Origin of the sequence: Parabacteroides sp. AM58-2XD (genome assembly GCF_003463685.1) — a bacterium.
Lineage (GTDB): Bacteria > Bacteroidota > Bacteroidia > Bacteroidales > Tannerellaceae > Parabacteroides > Parabacteroides segnis.
The window spans coordinates 21,867-46,400 of the sequence record NZ_QSDP01000034.1 but is presented as its reverse complement, the minus strand read 5'-3'; the positions used below and the strand labels follow the sequence as shown (position 1 = coordinate 46,400).

Genomic DNA, 24,534 nt, shown 5'->3' with positions numbered 1-24,534 from the left:
GGAGGGACTTGATGATGAAAAGAGCAGACAGTCAACTCCTGGTTATTTTCGGAGCATCGGGCGACCTGACAGGCCGCAAGCTGCTTCCGGCACTTTTTGAATTGTTCATTGGCGATATGTTACCCGAACATTTCGCTATATTGGGTGCGGCCCGTACGGGATACACGGATGAAGAGTTCCGTGCCGAACAGCGTAAACACATCCTGGAAGCAAGGGGAAATAAGGAAACAAACAGCGCAGAACTGGATAAATTCCTCCGGATTCTGTTCTACCTGGCATTCGATTCAACCAACTCCGCCGAATATGTAAAACTGAAAGACCGCATCCATTCGTTGCAGCAGCAGGAGAATATTCCGGACAGGATTATCTATTACCTGGCCACTCCGCCGCTGATGTACGAGTTGGTGCCGAAGTATCTTCAGGAAAACGGCATGAATGTGGCTGAGACGGAAGACGGATGGCGCCGCGTGATTGTGGAGAAGCCGTTCGGAACAAGCCTTGAGACGGCCCAGGAACTGAACAAGCATCTCTGCCGTATTTTCGAAGAGGAGGAGATTTACCGTATCGACCATTATCTGGGAAAGGAGACGGTGCAGAATATCCTGGTACTCCGTTTCTCCAACGGTATTTTTGAACCCCTTTGGAATCGGAATTATGTGGATTCGGTCGAGATAAGCGCCTCCGAAACGCTGGGTGTGGAAAACCGCGGCAAATATTATGACGGGGCAGGTGCCCTGCGTGATATGGTTCAGAACCACCTGATGCAATTGATGGCGTTTGCAGCGATGGAATCTCCGGCCGTGTTCGACCCGGAGCCGATTCGCGATGAGATTGTGAAGGTGTTCCGTGCTATCCGTCCCTATACGATTCGTGAGATGAATGAATGGGTAGTCCGCGGCCAGTACGACGGTTATCGCGAGGAGAAGAATGTTGCACCCGATTCGAATACCGAAACGTATGTCGGCATGAAGTTCTTCATTGACAACTGGCGTTGGAGCGGTGTCCCGTTCTATTTCTTTACGGGTAAGAAGTTGCCGGAGAAGTCGTCGGAGATTGTCATCCATTTCAAATCGACACCGCATCAGCTTTTTGCCGGGCAATGTTCGGGCAGTTCATGCAATAAGCTGGTTATCCGCATCCAACCGGACGAAAGCATCACGCTGCGTTTCGGACTGAAGATGCCGGGAGCCGGATTCACCGTGAAACAAGTCGGAATGGAATTCCGTTACGACTCGCTTTCAAAAACTCACCTGCCGGATGCTTACGAGCGTTTGTTGCTGGATGCTATGCTGGGAGATTCTACCTTGTATGCCCGCAGCGATGCGTTGGAGGCAAGCTGGCGTTTTATAGACCCTATCCTGCATCATTGGAAGGAAGAGGGTTCGAAGAATCTCTTCTTCTATGAGCCGGGACAGAATGGTCCGATAGAAAGAATGATGCTAGGCGCAGATTCGATGGGAGCTCCCTGCGAATCATGCGGCTGATAATAATGAAGCATATGAAAATAGAGAATTACAAAGACAACAAAGATGCGTTACGGGCATTGACTCGCCAGTTGATGGATTATATGGCCCGTAAAGAGGATGATGAACCGTTCAACCTGGCTTTGTCGGGTGGTGAAACGGCCAAACAGATGTTTGCCTTGTGGGCGGACGAATATAAAGATAAGATAGACTGGAACAACATGCGTTTCTTCTGGGTGGACGAACGTTGCGTTTCGCCGACAGATACGGAAAGTAATTTTGGTCATGCGAACAAACTGTTGTTCGAACCGCTCCACATTCCCCGTGAGCATATCCACCGGATTCATGGTGAAGGGGAACCGGGGACGGAGGCTATGCGTTATTCGCGTATTGTGAAGGAGTATTTGCCGCGTCACGGCCAGTTTCCCTATTTCGATTGTATCATCTTGGGGATAGGAGGAGATTCACATACGGCGTCTATCTTCCCCGACAATCTTCCCTTGTTGACCGACAGCCGCAATTATGCGGTATCGCAGCATCCGGAAACGGGACAGTTCCGCATCACGATGACGGGCCCGCTTATCCTGAACGGTTCGCCGTTGCTGGTCCCTGTATTGGGCAAAGGTAAAGCGGATGCAATAGAGGAATTGAAGAAGGGGTATTCCATAACGAATGCAACGCCGGCAGCTTATATCCTGTCGCATGCGGTGGATTCGATAGTGTATACGACGCTGTAATGATAAGTCAATGTGTTTGTGCAAATACCGGCCGGTTCGTATTGGACCGGCCGGTATCTAAAGGATTCTGTGAGAAATAAGCCATTTATTTCTCAGAAACTTCTTTCCTTCTTCAACCTTTTGCGCGGCAGTCTTGTTAGATTAATGTATTAACAAAATAAAATCAATGGTTATGACAAAGATAATGCAAACATTGTGGGATGAGAGTGCCGAACTGACCGACGAAGGAATGTCTTCGGATGCCTCTGTCCTGTCTGATAGCTATACATCGGGCGACGTGAAAGACGTCACGGAAACCATTGAAGGCGGCAACCAGGAGGCAGACGACTTCAATGAAAAGAATGATGTCCCCTAAAAAAAGATTCCGGGAAAAGTCGCGCACAGGAGCCTGTTAGTCTTCAGACCAAACACATGTACCCCCTTTTACAACGCATGTATGACCCTTTACGCGAAGATATGCGGCTTTGGCTTTTCCCGGATTTTTATCTTTACGCCCTTTCTCCCTTTTTCGTTTAAAAGCTGATTCGTACATTTCACTTCCTATTCTGTCAGCTTCATTCTTTTCTTATAGGTTACTTCTTTTGCGGCCGCTAGCTTTGTAATGTTATTTTAAATTACAAAGTGATGTTTAAAGCCATAGTACATTTTTCGATTCGCAAAAAACTGTTCGTCGGGTTGACGACCCTCTTCCTGCTAATCGGGGGGATTTATGCCATGCTGACGTTGCCTATCGACGCCGTTCCCGATATTACGAACAACCAGGTGCAGATTGTGACCGTCTCGTCGACGCTTGCCCCGCAGGAGGTGGAGCAGTTGATTACTTTCCCGATAGAGATTGCCATGAGTAATATTATGAATGTGGAAGAGATACGCTCCGTGTCGCGTTTCGGGCTGTCGCTCGTGACGGTGGTGTTTAAGGAGAGTGTCCCGACACTGGATGCGCGGCAGCTGATCAATGAACAGATACAAACCGTTGCCGGAGAGATTCCCGTCGAACTGGGCATGCCGGAACTGATGCCGATAACGACCGGGCTGGGTGAAATCTACCAGTATGTGCTGAAGGTCGCCCCCGGCTATGAGGACCGCTACGATGCCATGGAGTTGCGCACGATTCAGGACTGGATTGTGAAGCGGCAGCTTTCGGGGATTCCGGGGATTGTGGAGATTAACAGTTTCGGCGGCTACCTGAAACAATACGAGGTGGCGGTCGACCCGGATGCGCTCTATTCGCTGAATATTACCATCGGCGACGTCTATTCCGCCCTGAGCAGCAACAACCAGAACACCGGCGGAAGTTATATCGAGAAGGTGAACCGCGCTTACTATATCCGTTCGGAAGGTATGATAAGCGACGTGAAAGACATCGAACGCATCGTGATTACGAACCGCGGAGGCATTCCTATCCATATCAGCGATGTCGGCACGGTGCGCTTCGGTGCGCCGAAACGTTTCGGTGCGATGACCAAAGACGGCGAAGGCGAATGTGTGGGCGGCATTGCCATGATGCTGAAAGGGGCGAACGCCAATGTGGTGACGAAGGAACTGGAGGCCCGCGTGGAGAAAGTGCAGAAAATGCTTCCCGAAGGCGTCAGTGTCGAACCTTACCTGAACCGTTCAGAGCTGGTGAACCGGAATATCTCGACCGTGGTGCGCAACCTGATTGAAGGGGCACTGATAGTCTTCTTGGTGTTGATCGTTTTTCTGGGGAATGTGCGTGCCGGGTTGATTGTCGCTTCGGTTATTCCGCTGGCAATGCTGTTCGGTTTCATCCTGATGCGTGTCTTCGGCGTGTCGGCCAACTTGATGAGCCTGGGAGCGATTGACTTCGGTATCGTGGTGGACGGCTCGATTGTTATCCTTGAAGGGATACTGGCGCATATCTATACGAAACGGCTTGTCGGGCGGACGCTCACGCAGGCTGAACTGGACTGGGAAGTGGAAGCCGGGGCGAGCGGCGTGGTGCGCAGTGCGACTTTTGCCGTTTTGATTATCCTGATTGTGTTCTTTCCTATCTTGACACTGACGGGGATTGAAGGCAAATATTTCACGCCGATGGCGAAGACGCTGGTCTTCTGTATTATCGGTGCGCTGATTCTCTCGCTTACCTATGTGCCGATGATGGCTTCGCTCTTCTTGAAACGGACTATCTCTGCAAAGCCGACCTTTGCCGACCGTTTCTTCGATAAGCTGAATGTGTTTTATAAACGCGGCCTGCGTTTCTGCCTGCATCATACCTGGGCGACGGTCGGTTCCGCTTTTGTGTTGCTGGCGGCTTCGTTGCTGCTGTTTACCCGGTTGGGCGCGGAGTTTATCCCGACGCTTGATGAAGGCGACTTTGCGATGCAGATGACGCTTCCCGCCGGAAGTTCGCTGACGCAGAGTATCGAACTTTCCAGCCGGGCACAGAAGACGCTGATGGAGCAGTTCCCTGAAATCAAACATGTCGTTGCCAAGATAGGGACGGCGGAGGTGCCTACTGACCCGATGGCGGTGGAGGATGCCGATGTGATGATAATCATGAAGCCGTTCAAGGAATGGACGTCGGCTTCCAGCCGTGCCGAGATGGTGGAGAAGATGAAGAAGGCGCTGGAGACGGTCGAGGGGGCGGAGTTCAATTTCAGCCAGCCGATACAACTCCGGTTTAACGAGTTGATGACAGGTGCCAAGGCGGACATCGCCATCAAGCTGTATGGCGAAGACATGGAGGAACTCTACACCCGGGCGAAAGAGGCGGCGATCTATGTGGAGCAGGTGCCCGGTGCCGCCGACGTGATTGTGGAGCAGGCGATGGGGCTTCCGCAACTGGTAGTCAGGTACAACCGCGGCAAGATTGCCCGTTACGGTATGAATATAGAGGAACTGAATACGATTATCCGCACGGCCTATGCCGGGGAGGCAGCTGGCGTGATTTTTGAGAACGAACGCCGCTTCGACCTTGTGTTGCGGCTGGATAACGATAAAGTGTCGGACCTTAACCTCGACAAGTTGTTTGTCCGCACGGCGGAGGGTATCCAGATACCCGTCAGCGAGGTGGCGAGTATCGAGCTGGTGAACGGCCCTTTGCAGATTAACAGGGATGCGACCAAACGTCGTATCGTAATTGGGGTGAATGTACGCGATGCCGATATACAGCAGGTCGTTTCGCAGATACAGGACACGCTGGAAAAGAATGTCAGGCTGAAGCCCGGTTATTATTTCGAATACGGCGGGCAGTTTGAGAACCTGCAAAATGCCATCAATACCTTGCTGGTCGTGATTCCTGTTGCGCTGGCGCTGATTTTGCTGCTGCTGTTCTTCGCTTTCAAGAGTGTGACTTATACGCTGGTGGTCTTTTCGACCGTGCCCTTGTCGTTGATAGGGGGGATTGTGGCGCTTTGGCTGCGTGGGTTGCCTTTCAGTATTTCTGCCGGGGTCGGCTTTATAGCCCTGTTCGGGGTGGCGGTGCTGAATGGTATCCTGATGATTAATCATTTCAATGACTTACGTAAAAGAAACAGATATACAATGAGTACGAACCGGATTATTGCCCGGGGATGCCCGCATTTGTTGCGCCCGGTATTCCTGACGGGGCTGGTGGCTTCGCTGGGATTTGTCCCGATGGCGATTGCCAGATCGACAGGTGCGGAGGTGCAACGTCCGCTGGCGACTGTCGTGATTGGCGGGTTGATTGTTTCGACCGTCCTTACTCTGCTGATTATTCCGGTCTTCTACCGGATGGTTAATTCGTTTCCGCTGATGTGGAAGAAGTTCAGGAAAAGGAGGGGGACGAAGGTTGCCACCCTGGTTCTGCTGCTGGCTGTCCTGTCACCGGCGGTATGGGCGGAGGGAGTAGCAGTTCCCGACGCAGTCCCGGCAACCGTTACGCTGGACGAGGCTCTTGCCCTTGCCATGAAAAACCATCCCCGTTTGAAGACGGCCTCGGCGGCGATAGACCGTTCGCGGGCTGCTAGGGGAGAGGCCTGGGACCCGGGAGCGACTTCCTTCTCCTATTCCTGGGGGCAAATCAATGGTGAGATACGCAGTGACAACCAGCTGGAAGTCACCCAGTCGCTGGGCAATCTTTTGACTCCTTTCTATAAAAACGCTCTGGTCAGCAAGCAGGTGGCGACGGGCGAATATTATCGCGACATGGTACGCAAAGAGATAACGGCGGAGGTGAAACGTGCCTGGGCTTATTATCAGTATGCGGCAAACCTTTGTTCCCTTTACCGCGAAGAGAGCGAGTTGGCAGTTCGTTTGCAGGAGGCGGGAAAACTCCGTTACGAGCAGGGCGATATCACTTTGCTGGAGCGGAATATGGCAACGACGCTGGCTGCCGACCTGCGTACCCGGCTGATGCAGGCGGAAGAAGAGCTTCAACTGGCAGTCCGCCGTTTCACCTGGGTGTGTTATGCCGACAGTCCGGTTGTTCCGGCCGACAGTACGCTGGCGTTGCTTCCGGGTGTGACTGGAGAGGCGGCGCCGTCGGAAGCGCATCTGAATTATTTCCGGAGCCTGGCAGACGAGAAGAAGGCGCTGTTGAACGTGGAGCGCAGCCGCTTCTTCCCCGAACTTTCGGTCGGTTATATCCGCCAGAAGATTTCACCGCTGAACGGGTTGAATTCGTGGATGGTCGGTGTTTCCTTCCCGCTTTTGTTCTTCCCGCAGCAAAGCCGTTCGAAGCAGGCGAGGATAGATGCCGGTATTGCCCGGACGGAAGCGGAAGCGAGTGCCCGCCAGCTGAACAACAAGGTCGATGAGTTGCAAGTCATGCTCCGCCAACAGGGAGAAAATATCCGTTATTATACGACCGGTGCGCTCCCGGAAGCGGATGCCCTGCTGAAGAGTGCGCAAATACAATTCAAGGAGAGCGAAACGGATATTATGCAGTTCGTCCAAAGCCTGAACAGTGCCCGCGAGATTAGGAGAGGATATATTGAAGCGGTCTATAATTATAATGTCTCTGCACTGGAATTGGAGCTTTATACGCGTTGATGAAATTACATTCAGATACAGTTTCAGAAAAAATAATAACTAATACAATAAAGATATACGAAATGAAAACGATATTAATATCTGCCGCAGTCGTGTTATTGACAGCCTGCAATACGACAACCGAAAAAGAACAGATCCCGGAACCGGTTGCACCTCCTGTCGAACCGGCAGTGGTTGCCGCCGATACCATCCGTGTCGATGCCGTCACTTCGGCAACCGCCATGCCGAATCATTCTTCCTTCAACGGAACCATGATTGTGCCTCCCCAACGCCATGCCACTGTCACCCTGACGATGGGAGGGACCGTTCATTCAACGCCCCTGCTTCCGGGCGATTATGTAAAGAAAGGTGCCGTTCTCGCCACCCTCGAAAACCCTGATTTCATCCTGTTGCAGCAAAGTTACCTGGAGGCTCATGCTCAAACGGAATATCTTGAAGCCGAATACCACCGCCAGGAGCGTCTGAGTTCGCAGGAAGCTGCCTCCCAGAAACGTTTCCAGCAGAGCAAAGCCGATTACCTTTCGATGAAAAGCCGCCTGGAAGCTGCCGCTGCACAACTTACGATACTCGGAGTTATGCCCGGCGACCTGCTCAAAGACGGTATCCGTCCTTACCTGGAAGTAAAATCCCCGCTGAACGGTTACGTGACCGGAATGACCTTGAACCTGGGTAAATATATCAATGCCGGTGAACCTGTCTGCGAAGTAATCGACAAAGGCGAAACCCTCCTTTGCCTGACCGCTTACGAGAAAGACCTCGACGACCTTACCCCGGGCAGCCGCATCCAGTTCCGCGTGAACGGCATGGGAAAGCAGACGTTCGATGCTACACTGCTGTCTGTCGGCCAGGAGGTCGATGCCGTAAACCGCTCCCTCGAAATCTATGCACGGGTGAAAGGAAACCACGAACGTTTTCGTCCCGGCATGTATGTGACGGCGCGTGTAGAAAAGAAATAAGTATATTTGTGGTATGAAAGTAAATATAGATAAATATGTATTGGCTGTTGTCGTCATTTCCGTGGTGGTGGCGTTCCTGACCCATTTCCCGGAACTGATATCCCTGTTCGACCATTCCGGGGAGAACAATCTTTTCCCCGGAATGCGGATGGCCGATGTTGCCAATGAAGTGTTTTTTACTTTTATTTCGCTGCTGATTCTCTTTGCCCTGAATACGTTCCTCTTCCGGTTCAACCGTCCGGTGGCACGTATCACGTGGGGAAAGATGGTTTTATCTTTCGTCCTGACCTGGTTGATGAGCAATCTGCTGGGGAAGGTTTTCGTCTTCCTTCACCATCATTTCGACATTCCGGCGATTGATGCGATGGTGCACCATTACCTGCATCCGTTGCGCGATTTTATCATTACCTGTATTGTGACGGGCAGTTGTTATATGATTCACCTGCTTCGCAAAAGCCAGCAGGTGTTGGTCGAGAACCAGCAGCTACGCACGGAGAACCTGGTGAACCAGTACGAAGCCCTGAAGAACCAACTGAACCCGCATATGCTGTTCAACTCGCTGAATACCCTGCGCTCGCTAATCCGCGAAACGCCCGATAAGGCACAGGATTATTTGCAGGAACTGTCGCGGGTGCTTCGTTACACCTTGCAGGAGAATGAATCCCAAAGCGTCACCTTACGGGAGGAGATGGAGTTTGTCTCCGCCTATATCTTTTTGTTGAAGATGCGCTATGAAGATAACCTGGAGTTTGATATCCGGATAGACGAAGCCGCCGGGGCGCGCCAGCTTCCCCCTATGTCCGTCCAGCTGCTAATTGAAAACGCCGTCAAGCATAATGAGATTAGCAATCGTCATCCATTGGTAATCCGGGTCTTTACCGAAGGAAACCGGCTGACGGTCAGCAATCCCGTCCAGCGTAAGCTTACAGCCAGCGGAGGTTTACAAATCGGTCTGGCAAACCTGGCGAAACGTTACAACCTGCTCTTTAAGGAAGAAATCGAGGTGCGCGAAGAGAACAATACATTTATCGTAACTATTCCATTGATATGAATGCACTTATCATAGAAGATGAAAAAGCGGCCGTCCGCAATCTGACGGCTCTGCTTTCGGAGGCGGCCCCGCATATCGGGGTTGTGGCCGTATTGGATAGTATTGCAGAAAGTATAGACTGGTTCTGTGCCAATGCGATGCCCGACCTGATATTCCTCGATATTCATTTGGCGGACGCTCCGCCTCGAGATTTTTGAACATGTGGATATCTCCTGTCCGATCATTTTCACGACGGCCTACGATGAGTATGCCCTGCGTGCCTTCAAAGTGAACAGCATCGATTATCTGCTCAAGCCGATTGGCGGGAGCGACATACGGAAGGCGATTGGCAAACTGGAACAACTGCGTTCGGAGGTGCCTTCAAAGGAATTTGATTATAGCCGCCTGGTTCATGTGCTGAAACGGCAGGAAAGCTACAAGACGCATTTCCTGGTTCCGGTAAAGGGGGACAAGCTGCTTCCGCTATCGGTAGATATGATTTTGTTTTTCTATATCAACGACGGGCTTGTGAAGGCGGTCGTTACCGATGGGCGGGAATATATTTTTACGCAGACGCTCGATGAGTTGTCCGACTGCCTGAACCCGGATATTTTCTTCCGTGTGAACCGCCAGTATCTTATCTCCCGGAAAGCCGTATCCGACATCGACCTCTGGTTTAACGGACGCCTGTCTGTGAACCTGAAAGTCCCTGTGCAAGAGAAAATCCTGGTAAGTAAGGCGCGGGTTGGGGAGTTCAAGGACTGGTTTACCGGGAAATATACCTGAAACCCCGTTTGGTCTATTATTACTGCTGCTTCGTCTACTAAAATATCCGGGCATCGGCTGTTTGTCTAGTTTTGTTTCAAGTTCAATAATAAAAAGAAGCATGATATGAAAACAGTATGGTTGTGGTTGATGTTGGCGGGAGTTTTTATATGTCAGGAAACAAGCGCACAGGTCTGGCTGAAGACTGAATATATCGGTTCGTCCGGATTCCGGGATGCCGATAACAAAAAGGTGGGCGGCAAAGGGGATATGAAGGTGATTCAGGGAGGTGTGAATATTCCCGTATCCATGAAAATGGACGAAAACAACCACCCGACGGCCTGGATGGTCGGTCTGGGCGCTTCCTATGCTTCGATGGATAACAAGGACTTGTCGGAGTATATGGAGTCGCAAATCTTCAATGCGCAGCTGGCTGTTTCGTATATCCGTCCGTTGAGTAAGAGGTGGTCGCTTCTGGCAAGTGCCGGGGTGGGGCTTTTTATGAATACCGGCAGCCTTGCCTATGCCCGTTGGGACCATGTGATGGGGGTGGGGATGGCGGCGGCTATCTGGCATCTGCGCGATAATCTGGATTTGGGGATGGGGGTTGCGCTGAATACCAGTTTCGGTTATCCGATGGTTTTTCCGGCTCTTTTTGTGGACTGGCGGCTAGAGGGGCGTTATATGGTGAATGTCTCGATGATGGACGGAGTGGAGATATCGGGCGGGATGCAGTTGCATAAGTTACTTCGGCTGAAGCTGGTCGGTTCGATGAACGGTATGCTTGCTTTCGTGGAGCATGACGGCAAGGATAAGATATTCACCCAGCAGTATATTACGACCGGGTTGCAACCGGAACTGACTATCACGAAGTCGCTGTCCGTTCCGATAACGGTTGGCTTGTCCGCTTACCGGGCGGCCTTTTATGACGACCGCACGCTGAAAGCGATGTTCAAGTCGATGGACAGGGAGTACGACCCGCATTTCTCACCTGCTTTTTATACGAGTATAGCCATCAAATATGGCTTTTGAGTGGAGGATATGTGTATCTTTGTTCTTTATTTGTGAAATAATTAAACCCTTATTATGCCGAAGTCGGAAGGAACCTATAACAGCTTTTTGATTGATTTTCTGATAGCTCCGAAGTACAGGTTCGGGAGGCATTTGCTGCTGGTACTGTTCTTTACTTTTGTGGCGTTCAATATGCCTTATCTGACCTGCGCCGGTTTTCTGGATGAGGTGGGCGGTATGATTGGGTATGTTAGCTTGCTGTTGCTGGCGTTTTATCTCGGAGGGATTTATCTGCACATGTATGTCCTGTTGCCCGGATTGCTGCTGAAAAACCGGTATGTGTTGTATATCATTATCGTGTCCCTGCTTATTCTGGTTATGATTGTAGTCTCTTTCGGGAGCGATTACTGGCTGAACCGGTATTCCGGGCAGGAGCCGGGGTATTATTCCTTTTTCTATAAGAACCGGATAATGGCAATTGAGATTGTAAGTAACTTTTTCCTGTACGGGTTGCTGATTGCCGGCACTTCCATCACCATCCTGCTTCGTCATTGGATGGGATTCTACCAACGGAAGAACGAACTGGAGAAGGTGAACCTGAAAACAGAACTGGAATCTCTGAAAGACCAGATAAACCCGGAGTTCCTTTTTAATATGCTTGATGAGGCGGGCAGACAGACCTTCGATAACCCCGAACAGGCATCGAAGGTGTTGATGGAGTTGAGCAGGCTGCTCCGCTACCAGTTGTACGACGGGAAGCGGGAGAAGGTGCTGCTTATTTCCGAGATATCGTTTATCGAGCGTTTCCTGGAACTGACCAGGATGAAGTATGCGAACCTGAGCTTTACCGTGACGAAGGAGGGGGAGGTCAGCCGTAAACTGGTGCCGCCTTTATTGTTTATTCCTTTTGCCATTCATTATATAAAGCAGCTGTCGTCGGAAGAGTCCCGGATGGATATTCATTTCTGTTTCCGGGCAGGGGAGCGGGAGTTGTTTTTCTCCTGTATCTGTTTTGCTCCGGGACTGCCGGACGGGCAGAAAGAGCATAACGAAGGTCTGGAAGATGTGAAGCACCGCCTCGATTTGTTGTTCAAAGACTCTTATAAGTTGGAGGCGGTGGATGACGGGGCCCTTTGTAAAACGAATTTATGTATCAGGTTATGATAAATGCATCCGGTTTTCTGCTGCGTCTGCTGATTGATTCCCGTTACAGGGTTTTCAGGCATTTCCTGCTGTTCTTTCTCAGTATGCTGATCATATCCGTGAATTTTTATCTGGATTTGATAGAGGGGAAGGAGTATTTGATAAGAAGTAGTATTGCACAGAGTTTGATACTACTTATACCTATTTATTTGAGCGTATTTATATTGACCCCGCGTTTACTGCTGAAGAATAAGCTGGGGAAGTATGTCATCTCCGTGTTTCTGGTTATCGCTGTGGCTCTTTTGTTTTCTTATCTGCTGCGGCAGGAAGATATCGAAAGAGAGTATAAACTGTATCAGTTTTGGCTGGCAGCCTTCTTTTTTATCTCTTCCATCATCCAGTTGAGCTTGATTATTGCGGGGGCATCGGCGGTGATTGTTTTCCAGGATTACGTGAAATACGGCCAGCGTATCGACGAACTGGAGAATGCGACGATGCAGTCGGAACTGGAACAGTTGAAGAATCAGATAAACCCGCATTTCCTGTTCAATATGCTGAATAACGCGAATGTGTTGATTAGGGAGAATCCGGTGGAGGCGGTGCATGTCCTGTCCAAGTTGAAAGACCTGTTGAAGTATCAGCTGAAAGACAGTACTTCCGAAACGGTTTATCTGGCGGATGATATCCGTTTCCTGACCGATTATCTCAATATGGAGAAGATACGGCGTGATAATTTCGATTTCATTATCTCTACGGAAGGGGAAACAGCGCATATAACCGTTCCGCCTTTATTGTTCATCCCTTTTGTGGAGAATGCCGTGAAACATAATAACGATAACAGGAAACTGTCGTATGTGCACCTCTATTTCAAAACGGAAGAGGAGCAGCTTATCTTTATCTGTATCAATTCGAAGCCGGCCGAACAGAAAGAGAAGCCTGTCGACGGGGGAATAGGCCTTGCCAATATCCGCCGCCGCCTGCAACTTCTGTACGACACGGATTGTTCTTTGCAAATAAATGAAACGGATATAACATATACGGTCAATCTTCGTTTAAAACTAAAAAACTGATTAGTATGAATTGTATCATTGTAGATGATGAACCGCTAGGTCGTAAGGCAATCCAGTTGTTGATACAGGATACGCCGGTGTTGTCTTTGTGCGGAAGTTTCGGCGATGCCGTGTCTGCCGGGAAGTTTATGCAGGCGAGTCCGGTGGACCTGGTGTTTCTGGATATCAAGATGCCGGGGGTGAACGGACTGGAGTTTGCCCGGATGATTCCGTCGGATACGCTTGTCATCTTTGTGACGGCTTATGCGGAGTATGCCCTCGATAGCTATGAGGTGGATGCGATAGATTATCTGGTGAAACCGATTGAAATCGAACGTTTCAAACGGGCGGTACAGAAAGCACATACCTATCATTCCCTGCTGAAAACCGACAACAGTAAGAACCGGGTGGAGTCTGTTTCCGCCAGTCATATCTTTGTGAAAGCGGAACGGCGCTATTTCAGGATACAGCTGGAAAATATCCTTTTCATCGAGGGTTTGAAGGATTATGTCGTGATACAGACTCCCGAACAGCGGATTGTGACGAAGATGAATCTGAAGTCGATTCATGAGATGCTTCCGAAAGATGTTTTTCTGCGAACGAACAAGTCTTATATCGTGAATTCCAATCATATAGCCTCGTTTGACAACAATGATGTCTTTATTGGAAAGTATGAAATATCGATAGGGAATAGTTATCGGGATGCGTTCTTTGAGAAGTTTTTTATGAAGAATAATCCGGCGGATTGAGTACTGTTCTTTTGAAAATCCCGTATATTTGTCGTTGGAAAATAAATAAAGTGAACAAAAGATGCCTAAAATAGCCGCTGCCTTTTCCATTAAGAGTTATGGATTATACACAGCCAGGGAACGCGAGTCGAAGGATTAGGCAGGATAAGTTTGTGGGAGATTGATATGAAAGAATCAGTACGGATATTCCGTTTTATCATTGTGGGGACCTGAATGCTCTTATTACTGCCCTGGTTATTTGGGTGTTGATGAAGGGTGTCGGGTGTAATTACCTTTGGTCGAACATTGCCGGTTATGTTGCTGCGTTGGTTAATAACTTTTTTTGGAGCAAATACTGGATATTCTCCTCCCGGAGTGGAAAGTTTGAACGTGAGGTGCCTCTTTTCCTTGTCGCTTTCGGTTGTGCTTACGGCTTACAGTTTCTCTCCCTGCTGTTGATGGTTGAGATAGGTGATATGAATGAATACCTGGCGCAGTTCCTGGGGTTATTCGTATATGGTGCCGTCAATTTCACGATGAATAAACGGTTGACTTTTACCAGAAAACAATGATTTCTTATCCGGTAGTGACACTATTCAAACTTTATCCTTCAGGCTTCAGGAATATATAATCCTTGAAAAATAAGGAATCCAACTGAAGGGTGTCACATTCCGGATTTTGATTCCGACAGATAGGCACCCGTTTGCCAACCGATAGTTATTTGTTTGTCTACGGGTAGTTATCCGCTCCAAAAAGCATAGGTGTTTCGAAATGTTAAGTCAGGACTTTTGATGACAAAATATATATGCTTTGAAGACAAAAGTCCTATGTTTTGCCGGAAGTTACTTTATCCGGAATTTCCGTATACATTTTTTTACAATACTATCCCTTCAGCCGTATATATTGAAAAATATTCTCTCCCGGCAACTGAAAGCTGAAAGCAATAATTTGAAAAGAGACAGAGTGTATAAAGTTTCTATATGGTCCAATCTGCGTCATCTGCGTGCCATATAGAAACAAATGCTATGACTCGAATCTGATAATAATTGAACCTGTCTATCCTCATGACCATATGGCATTAAGCTTGTGTCGTATTCTTCCAAATCCGTACCATATAAAATGGCAGGTGTGTGAATGCGAATACAAAGGAGATGATTAGCAAAACCTTGCTTTCATCCCAACCCACTGTTTGCTGGTGCCACAACCCGGTGATAACGCAGAGGACGGAGAGGGCAATACCTATCATGTTCAGCGAAAGCTGCCCTTTGCGATGTTGTTGCATATATTCCAGTTTACTATGTTTGATGCCGTAACAGGCATAAATATCCAGTCCGATCAGCATCCAAAGTATTAAACGAATCCATGTGTCGGCCGGAAGGAAAAGCATCATGCAGAGACAAGTCACGATTCCGAGAACCGGTACAAGCGGAACGAACGGCGTTTTAAAAGCACGTTGCACGTCCGGCATCGTTTTCCTTACCACTAATACGCCTGCACAAACCAGTGTAAAGGCAAACAAAGTCCCTATACTCGTCATCTCCCCGGCTACCCGCAGGTACGAAGGCCGCCAACAATCCGACCAACAACATGAAAAGCAGATTGCTGCGTGCCGGAGTGCGGAATTTTTCATTGATATGCGAAAAGAACGGAGGCAATAACCCGTCGCGGCTCATGCTCAGGAATACACGGCTTTGTCCGAGCAACGTAACCATAATCACCGAACAGTAACCAAACAGGATAGCCAGTACGATTGCCTTATTCAGCCAGGGATAATCCGGTTGGATGACCCCGGCGGCATCCGCATGTCCCATATGTGAAATAGCTACGGCAACAGGTGCAATCCCTTCCTGTCCGTTGAACTGGCTGTAATGTGCCACTCCGGTCATCACATGGGCGAAAAGCATATAAAGGATAGTACAAACCAGCAGGGAAACAAGAATCCCGATCGGCATATCCCGTTTCGGGTTTTTAGCTTCCTGCGCAGCGGTCGATACGGCATCGAATCCAAGGAAAGCGAAGAAAACGATTGCTGCCCCGCGAAGCACACCGGAGAAACCGTATTCACCTAACGTCCCAGTATTCGCCGGAATATAAGGAACATAATTCTTCGTATTGATATATTTCCATCCTAAAGCGACAAATACCAATACGACCGAAACCTTGAGGAAGACAATTACCCCGTTGAAAATCGAACTCCCTTCCGTCCCTCGTATCAGGAAAATACTCATCAGTACGACAATAAGAAAAGCGGGTATATTGACTATCCCTCCGTCCCAGGGACATGCTGTCAACGTATGTGGCAGATGGATACCCAACTTCGAGGAATACGACCAGATACCGGCTCCAACTGATACTGACTGTTGTTGCGGCTACGGTATATTCAAGTACCAAATCCCAGCCGATAATCCAGGCAATCAGTTCTCCCATCGTAGCATATGAATAGGTATAGGCACTTCCGGCAACCGGTATCATGGATGCAAATTCGGCATAGCATAATCCGGCAAAACAACAGCCTAATGCAGCAATGGCAAATGATAAGGTAATGGCAGGACCGGTATATCCGGCAGCAACGGTTCCGGTGATAGAGAATAATCCGGCACCGATGATAACCCCTACACCCAGTGCGACCAGACTCCAGGGGCCTAATACCCGTTTCAGCGTTTTACTACCCGACTCGTTAGCCTCCGCCTGTAAAGCGCCTAACGGTTTCTTTATAAATAATCCCATTCTTCTGTTTGTTTAGGTGTGGCTGCGTCAAAAGCCTCTTTTGTCATAGCGAACCCGATGCAGCCTCACAGTATTTCAATAATCGGCCGCAAAGGTAGGGATTACAGGAAAAATATACAAATTCAGTTATGAATGGACAATCGTTCCCAGATGTAATCGGGAATCAGCTTCCAGAAGAATACCAGTGTGACATACCGCCAGTCGATGATGACTGTCCGTTTCTTTCGTTTCAAAGCCCTTACAATCCGTTGTGCTACCCGTTCCGGACGCATCAGCAGCGGATAGTTATCATTTTTTAGCAAAGCCGTTTTCACGAACCCCGGACGTATATCGGTAAAAGTTATCGGTAGCTTTTCCATCCTGGCCAACTGTGCCAGTGCGTCGATATAAGTATTCTGGAAACGTTTGGTGGCGGAATAGGAGGGTGCCACTCCCAAGCCTTTAGTCCCGGCGATAGAACTGATGACGGCCAGGTGTCCGCATCCCTGTTCCTTGAAGTAATGGTAAGCGGCAGTGACCATGCGGGTAAAACCGATTGCATTAGTATTGACGGTTGCCAGTTCAATGTCCGGATTCAAAGTCCGGTTCTGGTTGCCGACACCGGTACTGAGCAGGAACAGGTCCATGCCTCCCAGCTTATCGATTAGCAGGTGGAGCTTGTCTACGGCTTCCACCTCAGTCACGTCGAGTTGTTGTATCTCTGTCTGCTCGGGAGCCTGCTCCTTGAATGCTTCCAGCCGTTCCAGCCGGCGTCCTGCCACTCCAACGCGCCAACCCAGTTGACGATATATCTTTGCCACTTCGTAACCGATACCGGAAGTCGCCCCGATGATAACAATCCTTTTCACGATTTCTTTTTATTTAAAGACTAATAGAAGAACAAATGTAAGCAAAACTTTATTAATTCAACGCTTTGATTCTTACTTATTGATATTCTATATTTCACACATCCATCTTTTAGACTGTTCTTTACTTGTTCATTCAATATATTCTTAATACCTTGCCACCGTGTTAGCTATAGCTTAAGAGATTCATTGTCCTATAAATAAAATAGCATGAAAATAAACAATCTCATCTTACTGGTGTCCTTTTTAATAATGGGAAGCCAGGTCGTAAGCTCCCAATCGAAGACAGGCGACTTACCGGTATTTGATTTCTCAAAAAACTATCCTCAGAAGAAGTTGCGCCTTCAGGATATGGCGGAAATAGAGTATGTGCCTTTGGAGACAACGGATGATATTTTGTTGGGTGGATTGTCGGTACTTTCAGCTGTTACTGATAAATATATTCTTATCCATGAATCCCGATTGGGTGATATATTTGTTTTCGATCGTAAAACAGGAAAGCTCTATTCACATTTCAATCACAAAGGACAGAGCGGGCGGGAATATACATGGATTAATGTCGGTACAATTTTAGATGAGAAGAAGGAAGAAATCTATGTGTGTTCCCAATTCATTCAGGTTTATTCTCTGAAGGGAGACTACAAACGGACATTGAAAATAAATACATTTGATAATGAAATGAGTATTTTCAATTTTGACGATGAATCTCTACTTATCTATGAAGGTGTAATAATTGAACCTGGTCGTGAAAGTAAGACTAAAAAGTCCCCTTACCGTCTTGTCTCCAAAAAAGATGGTAGCCAGCTTTCTGTATTAGACATTCATTTTGAAAAAAGATATACAAACAAAATAGCTCAATCATTGGAGGGTAATATGTGGAGACCTTTTGGAATTTATTATTCACAAAATATGCATTACGGTCCGGATCTAATGATTGCGGATATTTCATCCGACACATTGTTTCGGTTATCCCCGGATAAGGGATTAATACCCTTATTAACCCGCAAGCCATCGACTCATGCTCCTGAACCTCGGAATATATGGATACCTTTAGTAACAACTGATAAGTTCATGTTGATGGGTACGCTTTTATTGGATTTTAAATCACTGAAAGGCGGACCGATCCCAACGTTTATGTATGAATTTAAAACCGGTGAAATAAAGAAGACGCCGATTTTGGATACAGAATATGATACAAGGGCTTGGAGTCAGGGAAGATGGTCGCCGGATGCATCGCCTGATATCGCACGGAATATGGTCGCTGAAATGATTCAGGCATCAACGGTTATAGAGGCTTATCATGGAAAACGTTTGGTCGGGAATGGTATGAAGATTGCAAAGACACTTGTCGAAGACGATAATCCGGTAATCAGGATTATTAAATTCAAGTAATAAATATATTAGTGCCGGAAGTTGTTTACTTATTGGCATTCATACAATAATTACTATATTTGTGGAAACAAATCTTTAAACCATATTTATACCATGAAACATTTATTTTTTGGAAAGCTATTGGTTGTGTTGCTCTCCCTTTTCTGTGTATGTTCGGTATCCGCACGCAAACCTATCAAGACGTTGTTGATTACCGGGCAAAACAATCATAACTGGCAAGTTAGTCATGTTGTTTTAAAGCAAATACTGGAAAACTCCGGTCGTTTCTCCGTAGATTTCGCTGTGTCTCCTTCACAAGGACAGGATATGTCCGGTTTTGTGCTTGATTTTGCTCCGTATGAATTAGTTGTGTTGGATTATAACGGTGATTCATGGCCGGAAGAAACAAACAAGCGTTTTCTGGAGTTCGTGCAAAATGGCGGGGGAGTGGTCGTTTATCATGCGGCAGATAACGCATTCTCCAAATGGCCCGAATTTAATAAGATATGTGCCTTGGGAGGATGGGAAGGACGAAATGAAAACTCCGGTCCTTATGTGTACTGGCAGGATGGCAAACTAGTCAAGGATAGTTCTGCCGGTCCGGGCGGTTCGCATGGAAAACAGCATGAATATGTGTTGAACGGGCGCGATAAAGTTCACCCCATCGTAAAAGGATTGCCATTGAAATGGCGTCACACCCAGGATGAACTATACGACCGTATGCGTGGTCCGGGTAATATCGGAGACTTGCTTTATACGGCTTATTCGGATAAAGAGACTGGAGGTTCAGGACGTGAAGAACCGCTGATCTTTACCGTCGATTACGGAAATGCCCGTATCTTCCATACCATGCTCGGACATGCCGGTGCTACTGTTGAAGATAATACAGCTATGCAGTGTACAGGCTTCCAGGTCTTGTTACTGCGCGGTGCAGAATGGGCAGCAACCGGAAAGGTAACTCAGAAAGTGCCCAAAGATTTCCCGACTGAGACACAAAGTAGTTACCGGAAGGATTATAAGGAAAAAAATAAATAGATATTATTTTCTTTTGAAAGAAAAGCAATTAAGAAATCAAGGCTGCATCTGGTTTTTACCGGAGCAGCCTTGATTTTTTATCTATCCTTCTATGAAGGAAAAATAGGTTTATTCAGCTCGTAATGTATCTGCCGGAGCAATTTTAGATGAGAGGTAAGCCGGATACCAGGCTCCCAGTGTGATAAAGAATGCCATAAGCAGATAAGTCGATATCAAACCGGCAAAGACGCGGAAGAAAGTGACCGGCATAACATTCGTGTCAATCAATTCCATTTTCGCAATATTGATGCAGATGATAGCGGCAGGGATAGCCACCAGGCTTAATAACAGCCAGCCTTCTCCGATCATCATTTGCAATATCTGGCGGCGTGTGGAGCCAACAGCCAGGCGGAGGCCGATTTCAGATTTCCTGTACTCATTACGGAACCAGAAAGTGCCGATGATTCCCAAGAATATATTGAAGATCAGGAATGCCATAAAGGCTATCCGGTAACGGATGGCATCTGTCACTCCGTTTGTCAGATAAAGTCTGTTTCTCAGGTCGTCGTAAGAGTCGACTTTGGAAAGTATGAAATTACCGACATTTATCTGTTCCCTTATATCCCGTTGGAAATCTTCTATGAATTTTTGTTTGTTGAGCCCGGGTTTTACCCGTATACTGATTTCTAACGACCAGGCGAGTTGTTGCTCATTCCATTCCTTGAAATAGGAAGTAGGCAACAGAAAGTAAGCCGCTCTTTCTTCCCGGCTGTAATCGTCACGTTTTAATATCCCGCAAACACCTCCTATCCGAAAAGAATTGTCATTCTTCATGTAAATAGAACGTCCTTTAGCCTGTTCTCCGGGGAAAAGTTCTTCAGCCAGTTTACGGGAAATGACAATGTCCTTTTCGGTCAAAGCATCTTTTAAAGAAGATCGGTCTTCTTCGTTCAAGGGGCGGACTCTGAATACATCGAAGTAGGAAGGAGTAACCGGTAAATATTGGAACTGCACTATTTTCGAACTATCTTTTCCCATTTGGTTATCCATATAACTGGGGTTATAAGGACTACTATTCTGTGTCAGGCAAACTTTTTCTACCTGTGGATATTGTCGGATACGTTCTAAAATAGATAGGTATAGGCTACCTGCCTCTTCCGTGTTTTCATGGTGAATATAGTTGGGACTACTTTGCGGCACAGTTGTGAGCCGTACCTGGTAGGTGTCTTTTATCTCGTAAGCGCTATTGATTGAATTTGCATATCCGATCGTTATGAAGTAGTCCATAATATACCATAATAAAATGAATACCAGGAATAATTCAGCGGCAATCCAGGCATTTTGCCGGCGTTGTTTCCATAAAAGTTTTAAAAGATGATGTATCATGATTCTAGTTATTTATCGTTTAAAGCATCGACAATGGGACGTCTGAGTGCACGCCAGGCAGGAACGAGAGCGGACATCAGATTTAAAACCAGGCAGAAGATCAGCGTATATCCGAAAATTGCGGGGTTGATCAGCATGCCGGGAGAAAGATCGATAGAGGCGGTGAGCGAACTGCGTCCCAGTCGTAATTACCCAGCAACCATCCTTTCAGCATAAATATCAATCCGTAGGAGATCAATAATCCGATCAGTCCGCCTAATAATGTGAGCAGCAGGTTTTCATATAATATCTGCAAAAGCAATGTTCTGTTCTGGGCCCCGAACGCTTTACGGATACCTAATTCTTCCATGCGTTTTTTCATGCGTGATGCAGTCATTCCCGTCAGATTGATGGAAGGAACCAACAACAGAAGGAGTACTACTGAAAAGATTTGTATAAAGACTTTCATGAATTCCGGACAGGAGAAGGAATCTGTGCGTAACCAGGCACGTAGAACGGTGTCAGGCTGTTCGTTTAGTACAAAATTATATTGTGGAATATTTGCACTGTAACGCCGACAATTTTCTTCGGCTTCCCGGCGGATTGCATCAAAGTCGCCTGGTTTCTTTGCCAGGATATAAAGCTGCATATAACCTAAAATAAAATCACACCATTTACTTCCCTGTATCTGTGAAGGACGGTTGGTGAAAGGTATCCACATTTCAGCGTAACAGAATTGTGCTATGGAAGGTACATCTTCCACAACGCCGGAGACCTGGTACTCTTCAAAGTTCAGCAGAAATGTTTTACCTGTTGCATCCGATGTATTGAACAGCCTGCGTGCCAGTGATTCGCTCACGACAGCTTTTCTGATTCCGGAGGTAAACTCTTCTTCCGTATAAGGTTTTCCGGCAAGGAATCTGAATTGGAATATTTTCCAGAATGTAACATCTGTACCCATCACAAGTCCGTTGTATACTTCATCACTCCCCGGGGTTTGTATAAATTCGGTTTGTTCTCCGATCGGGAGGATGGCAGTGACAGCCTCCGGAGTCTGCATTGAATAAAAGCATTCTTTGATGGTCGGATAAGAAAGCCGGCTACTTCCGTTTCCCTGACCTTCCACTTTGTTTAGAATTTTTCCGTGCTGTATGACCAGCATCCGGTCACGGTTGGTTTCCGGAGCGATATTTCCTGTTCGGAAATAATATAAGATAGCCAGTACCATGACCATCGTAATGGCCAGACCGGTACCGGTTATATAAATGATGCTAAAGAACTTGTTTTGTCTCAGCATCTGCATAGCCTGCCTGAGATAGACCTTATACATAGAAGACTTTGTTATTATTGTTTGGAATCTATAATAACAAAGTCTGTGCCATAAAGGTAAAAGCCTGTTGTTCAGTCTATGGACATACTTTTTACTGTTCGTTATCGGACATAGTGTTCATTTTTGTAAGGCTTATTATTCCATCTTCCAGCGAAAAATGTTCATCGTGATCGGCCAGGTAGCGGATTACGGTGATGATCTTGTCAGCGGGAAAAGGTAGGTTCTCCGTCAGTTTCTTAGCCTCCTGCGGACTGTCGGTCAAAGCCTCCTGCAATGCGTCACGGATGGCATTGAACGTATGGTTGTTCAGACCCGAATCGTTTTTTGCCAGACATACATCGCAACAACCGCAATCGGAAGTCCCTTTTTCACCGAAGTAAGAGATCAGCATCCGGCTCCGGCATATCCGGTTTTCGTTGATGTATTCCATGACCCGGTTGATACGGCTTTCAAAACGTTCTTTACGCTCTTCGTAAGCCGAACGGGGGATAGACAGATATTTAATCTCCTCCCGGGTACGGGTATAGATAATGAGAGGTGTTTTCTTATGAGGGATGTAATTGACAATCCGGTATTTGGAAAGTCCGACCAGCACTTCATAAATCTCCTGCTGACTCAGTCCGGTACGGGTAGAGATCAGCCCTTCATTAATATATACGTAATCCGAGAACAGGCCGGTGTAGGAACGGAGTATCGTTTGTATAACCTCGTCCGTCTTTTTATCCTGATGCAGGTATTTGTAAAGCTCGTCACGTGTGGCGGTAAATACCAGACGAGAAGCATTTTCCTGTTCTTCCGTATATTCTATGTAGCCTGCCAGTTCAAGTATCTTTAGGGCATGATGTGCTTGTAGATGCGAAAACTTATAGGCTGTGCAGAAATCGACCAGGGAGAAGTCGTGTACTGTATCCAGTCCGAAACCCATTGCTATCTGATAATAATTACCTAAAGCATCGTACACCCGACTGATAAAATCCCTGTCCGGAAATTCATCGGCCAGCCGTTTCTTCAACTTTGTACAATCTATATTGGAACACAAAGCGACAGCGTAAGCCCTCTGTTCATCCCGTCCGGCGCGTCCGGCTTCCTGATAATACTCTTCCAGCGATCCGGGCATATCCATGTGGACCACCAGACGTACGTCCGGCTTGTCGATACCCATCCCGAATGCATTGGTCGAGACAATTACCCGGCACTCGTTATTCTTCCAACGGTTCTGGCGAAGGTTTTTGTCGTCGCGGTTGAGGCCGGCATGAAAGAAATCGGCTGATATGCCGGCTTGCTGAAGCAAGACTGCAATTTCCTTTGTCCGTTTCCGGTTGCGCACATAAACGATGGCCGTTCCGGGAACTTTTCCCAGAATGTATATCAATGTGTTTATCTTATCTTCCGTCTGACGGACGATATAGGACAGGTTCTTCCGGACGAAACTTTTCCGGAATACATTCTTTTCCCTAAAATGTAGCCGTTCCTGGATATCATTCACTACCTCCGGAGTAGCTGTTGCCGTCAGGGCAAGAACCGGCACACCGGAAGATCTTCCCGGATATCGGCAATGCTCAGGTAAGAAGGACGGAAGTCATATCCCCATTGCGAAATACAATGGCTTTCGTCGATAACCAGCAGACAAACATTCATTGCCTGTAGCTTACTTTTGAATATATCGGTCCCTAACCGTTCAGGCGAAACGTACAGGAATTTATAATCGCCGAAGATACAGTTTTCCAGCTGGGCGATAATCTCCTGGCGGGTCATGCCCGAATAGACGGCAGTTGCTTTTATCCCCAACCGGCGCAGGTTATCCACCTGATCCTTCATCAGAGCGATCAGCGGGGTTACGACAATACATATTCCTTCCATTGCCAAAGCCGGAACCTGGAAGGTAATCGATTTACCTCCCCCTGTCGGCATTAGCCCGAGTGTATCTTTCCCCTCACAAACGGAGTGAATAATATCTTCCTGTAAAGGACGAAAAGCAGGGTATCCCCAATACTTTTCTAATATCTTATGGTAGACGTCCACCGGT

Annotated in this window: 15 protein-coding genes and 4 pseudogenes; 14 read left to right on the top strand and 5 right to left on the bottom strand. The window is 47.5% G+C overall.

Going from position 1 to position 24,534, the window contains the following annotated elements; genetic code table 11:
• Positions 1 to 14: 14 nt before the first annotated feature.
• From zwf to DXA15_RS10365, 12 genes and pseudogenes are all read left to right on the top strand, one after another.
• Positions 15 to 1,484: a glucose-6-phosphate dehydrogenase gene (zwf, locus tag DXA15_RS10420; protein ID WP_128133984.1), complete on the top strand. Its 1,470-nt coding sequence runs from the start codon at positions 15 to 17 to the stop codon at positions 1,482 to 1,484.
• A 14-nt stretch (positions 1,485 to 1,498) separates the two neighbouring features.
• On the top strand, positions 1,499 to 2,200 hold the full coding sequence (pgl, locus tag DXA15_RS10415) for a 6-phosphogluconolactonase (RefSeq protein ID WP_128133980.1): 702 nt from the start codon (positions 1,499 to 1,501) through the stop codon (positions 2,198 to 2,200).
• 172 nt (positions 2,201 to 2,372) lie between these two features.
• A complete protein-coding gene (locus tag DXA15_RS10410; RefSeq protein WP_128133979.1) occupies positions 2,373 to 2,555 on the top strand; it encodes a hypothetical protein in 183 nt (60 codons plus the stop codon).
• Positions 2,556 to 2,824: 269 nt separating this feature from the next.
• Entirely contained in the window at positions 2,825 to 7,174 is a 4,350-nt protein-coding gene (locus DXA15_RS10405) for a CusA/CzcA family heavy metal efflux RND transporter (RefSeq protein ID WP_128133978.1), read from the top strand.
• A 62-nt stretch (positions 7,175 to 7,236) separates the two neighbouring features.
• Positions 7,237 to 8,130 carry an efflux RND transporter periplasmic adaptor subunit gene (locus tag DXA15_RS10400; protein ID WP_128133977.1) on the top strand — a complete coding sequence of 298 codons (894 nt, stop codon included), beginning with the start codon at positions 7,237 to 7,239 and terminating at the stop codon, positions 8,128 to 8,130.
• Between the two features lie 13 nt (positions 8,131 to 8,143).
• The gene (locus tag DXA15_RS10395) at positions 8,144 to 9,181 is read left to right on the top strand and encodes a sensor histidine kinase (protein ID WP_128133976.1); all 1,038 of its coding nucleotides are present in this window, start codon (positions 8,144 to 8,146) and stop codon (positions 9,179 to 9,181) included.
• Positions 9,178 to 9,946 (top strand): annotated as a pseudogene (locus tag DXA15_RS10390) (LytR/AlgR family response regulator transcription factor). The gene DXA15_RS10395 and the pseudogene DXA15_RS10390 overlap by 4 nt, the downstream one beginning before the upstream one ends.
• A 105-nt stretch (positions 9,947 to 10,051) precedes the next feature.
• Positions 10,052 to 10,957: a DUF6268 family outer membrane beta-barrel protein gene (locus DXA15_RS10385; protein WP_128133975.1), complete on the top strand. Its 906-nt coding sequence runs from the start codon at positions 10,052 to 10,054 to the stop codon at positions 10,955 to 10,957.
• Between the two features lie 54 nt (positions 10,958 to 11,011).
• Positions 11,012 to 12,100 (top strand): sensor histidine kinase, encoded by a 1,089-nt coding sequence (locus tag DXA15_RS10380; RefSeq protein WP_128133974.1) that lies wholly within the window; start codon positions 11,012 to 11,014, stop codon positions 12,098 to 12,100.
• Entirely contained in the window at positions 12,097 to 13,149 is a 1,053-nt protein-coding gene (locus tag DXA15_RS10375; protein WP_233567127.1) for a sensor histidine kinase, read from the top strand. Before DXA15_RS10380 ends, DXA15_RS10375 begins: the two co-directional genes overlap by 4 nt.
• A gap of 5 nt (positions 13,150 to 13,154) precedes the next feature.
• On the top strand, positions 13,155 to 13,877 hold the full coding sequence (locus tag DXA15_RS10370; RefSeq protein ID WP_128133972.1) for a LytTR family DNA-binding domain-containing protein: 723 nt from the start codon (positions 13,155 to 13,157) through the stop codon (positions 13,875 to 13,877).
• Between the two features lie 165 nt (positions 13,878 to 14,042).
• Positions 14,043 to 14,428 (top strand): annotated as a pseudogene (locus DXA15_RS10365) (GtrA family protein).
• 506 nt (positions 14,429 to 14,934) lie between these two features.
• Here DXA15_RS10365 and DXA15_RS10355 read toward each other — a convergent pair.
• Both DXA15_RS10355 and DXA15_RS10350 read right to left on the bottom strand, forming a co-directional pair.
• Positions 14,935 to 16,583, bottom strand: a pseudogene (locus DXA15_RS10355) (amino acid permease).
• A 122-nt stretch (positions 16,584 to 16,705) separates the two neighbouring features.
• Positions 16,706 to 17,431: an SDR family oxidoreductase gene (locus DXA15_RS10350; protein WP_128133971.1), complete on the bottom strand. Its 726-nt coding sequence runs from the start codon at positions 17,429 to 17,431 to the stop codon at positions 16,706 to 16,708.
• A 207-nt stretch (positions 17,432 to 17,638) separates the two neighbouring features.
• On the opposite strand from DXA15_RS10350, the gene DXA15_RS10345 reads away from it, so the two are divergent.
• Both DXA15_RS10345 and DXA15_RS10340 read left to right on the top strand, forming a co-directional pair.
• The gene (locus DXA15_RS10345; protein ID WP_128133970.1) at positions 17,639 to 18,820 is read left to right on the top strand and encodes a 6-bladed beta-propeller; all 1,182 of its coding nucleotides are present in this window, start codon (positions 17,639 to 17,641) and stop codon (positions 18,818 to 18,820) included.
• Positions 18,821 to 18,913: 93 nt separating this feature from the next.
• The gene (locus tag DXA15_RS10340; protein WP_128133969.1) at positions 18,914 to 19,834 is read left to right on the top strand and encodes a ThuA domain-containing protein; all 921 of its coding nucleotides are present in this window, start codon (positions 18,914 to 18,916) and stop codon (positions 19,832 to 19,834) included.
• A 108-nt stretch (positions 19,835 to 19,942) separates the two neighbouring features.
• On the opposite strand, the gene DXA15_RS10335 is transcribed toward DXA15_RS10340, so the two are convergent.
• The 3 genes and pseudogenes from DXA15_RS10335 to DXA15_RS10325 form a co-directional block, all read right to left on the bottom strand.
• Entirely contained in the window at positions 19,943 to 21,199 is a 1,257-nt protein-coding gene (locus tag DXA15_RS10335) for an ABC transporter permease (protein WP_128133968.1), read from the bottom strand.
• Between the two features lie 130 nt (positions 21,200 to 21,329).
• On the bottom strand, positions 21,330 to 22,508 hold the full coding sequence (locus DXA15_RS10330; protein WP_233567123.1) for an ABC transporter permease: 1,179 nt from the start codon (positions 22,506 to 22,508) through the stop codon (positions 21,330 to 21,332).
• 91 nt (positions 22,509 to 22,599) lie between these two features.
• Positions 22,600 to 24,530: pseudogene (locus DXA15_RS10325) on the bottom strand (RecQ family ATP-dependent DNA helicase).
• Positions 24,531 to 24,534 lie beyond the last annotated feature (4 nt).

What these genes read in the sequence shown, in the direction of transcription:
- zwf (WP_128133984.1), top strand. Translation starts at nt 15, where the DNA reads ATGAAAAGAGCAGACAGTCAACTCCTGGTTATTTTCGGAGCATCGGGC.
- pgl (WP_128133980.1), top strand. Translation starts at nt 1,499, where the DNA reads ATGAAAATAGAGAATTACAAAGACAACAAAGATGCGTTACGGGCATTG.
- DXA15_RS10410 (WP_128133979.1), top strand. Translation starts at nt 2,373, where the DNA reads ATGACAAAGATAATGCAAACATTGTGGGATGAGAGTGCCGAACTGACC.
- DXA15_RS10405 (WP_128133978.1), top strand. Translation starts at nt 2,825, where the DNA reads ATGTTTAAAGCCATAGTACATTTTTCGATTCGCAAAAAACTGTTCGTC.
- DXA15_RS10400 (WP_128133977.1), top strand. Translation starts at nt 7,237, where the DNA reads ATGAAAACGATATTAATATCTGCCGCAGTCGTGTTATTGACAGCCTGC.
- DXA15_RS10395 (WP_128133976.1), top strand. Translation starts at nt 8,144, where the DNA reads ATGAAAGTAAATATAGATAAATATGTATTGGCTGTTGTCGTCATTTCC.
- DXA15_RS10385 (WP_128133975.1), top strand. Translation starts at nt 10,052, where the DNA reads ATGAAAACAGTATGGTTGTGGTTGATGTTGGCGGGAGTTTTTATATGT.
- DXA15_RS10380 (WP_128133974.1), top strand. Translation starts at nt 11,012, where the DNA reads ATGCCGAAGTCGGAAGGAACCTATAACAGCTTTTTGATTGATTTTCTG.
- DXA15_RS10375 (WP_233567127.1), top strand. Translation starts at nt 12,097, where the DNA reads ATGATAAATGCATCCGGTTTTCTGCTGCGTCTGCTGATTGATTCCCGT.
- DXA15_RS10370 (WP_128133972.1), top strand. Translation starts at nt 13,155, where the DNA reads ATGAATTGTATCATTGTAGATGATGAACCGCTAGGTCGTAAGGCAATC.
- DXA15_RS10345 (WP_128133970.1), top strand. Translation starts at nt 17,639, where the DNA reads ATGAAAATAAACAATCTCATCTTACTGGTGTCCTTTTTAATAATGGGA.
- DXA15_RS10340 (WP_128133969.1), top strand. Translation starts at nt 18,914, where the DNA reads ATGAAACATTTATTTTTTGGAAAGCTATTGGTTGTGTTGCTCTCCCTT.
- DXA15_RS10335 (WP_128133968.1), bottom strand. Translation starts at nt 21,199, where the DNA reads ATGATACATCATCTTTTAAAACTTTTATGGAAACAACGCCGGCAAAAT.
- DXA15_RS10330 (WP_233567123.1), bottom strand. Translation starts at nt 22,508, where the DNA reads ATGTATAAGGTCTATCTCAGGCAGGCTATGCAGATGCTGAGACAAAAC.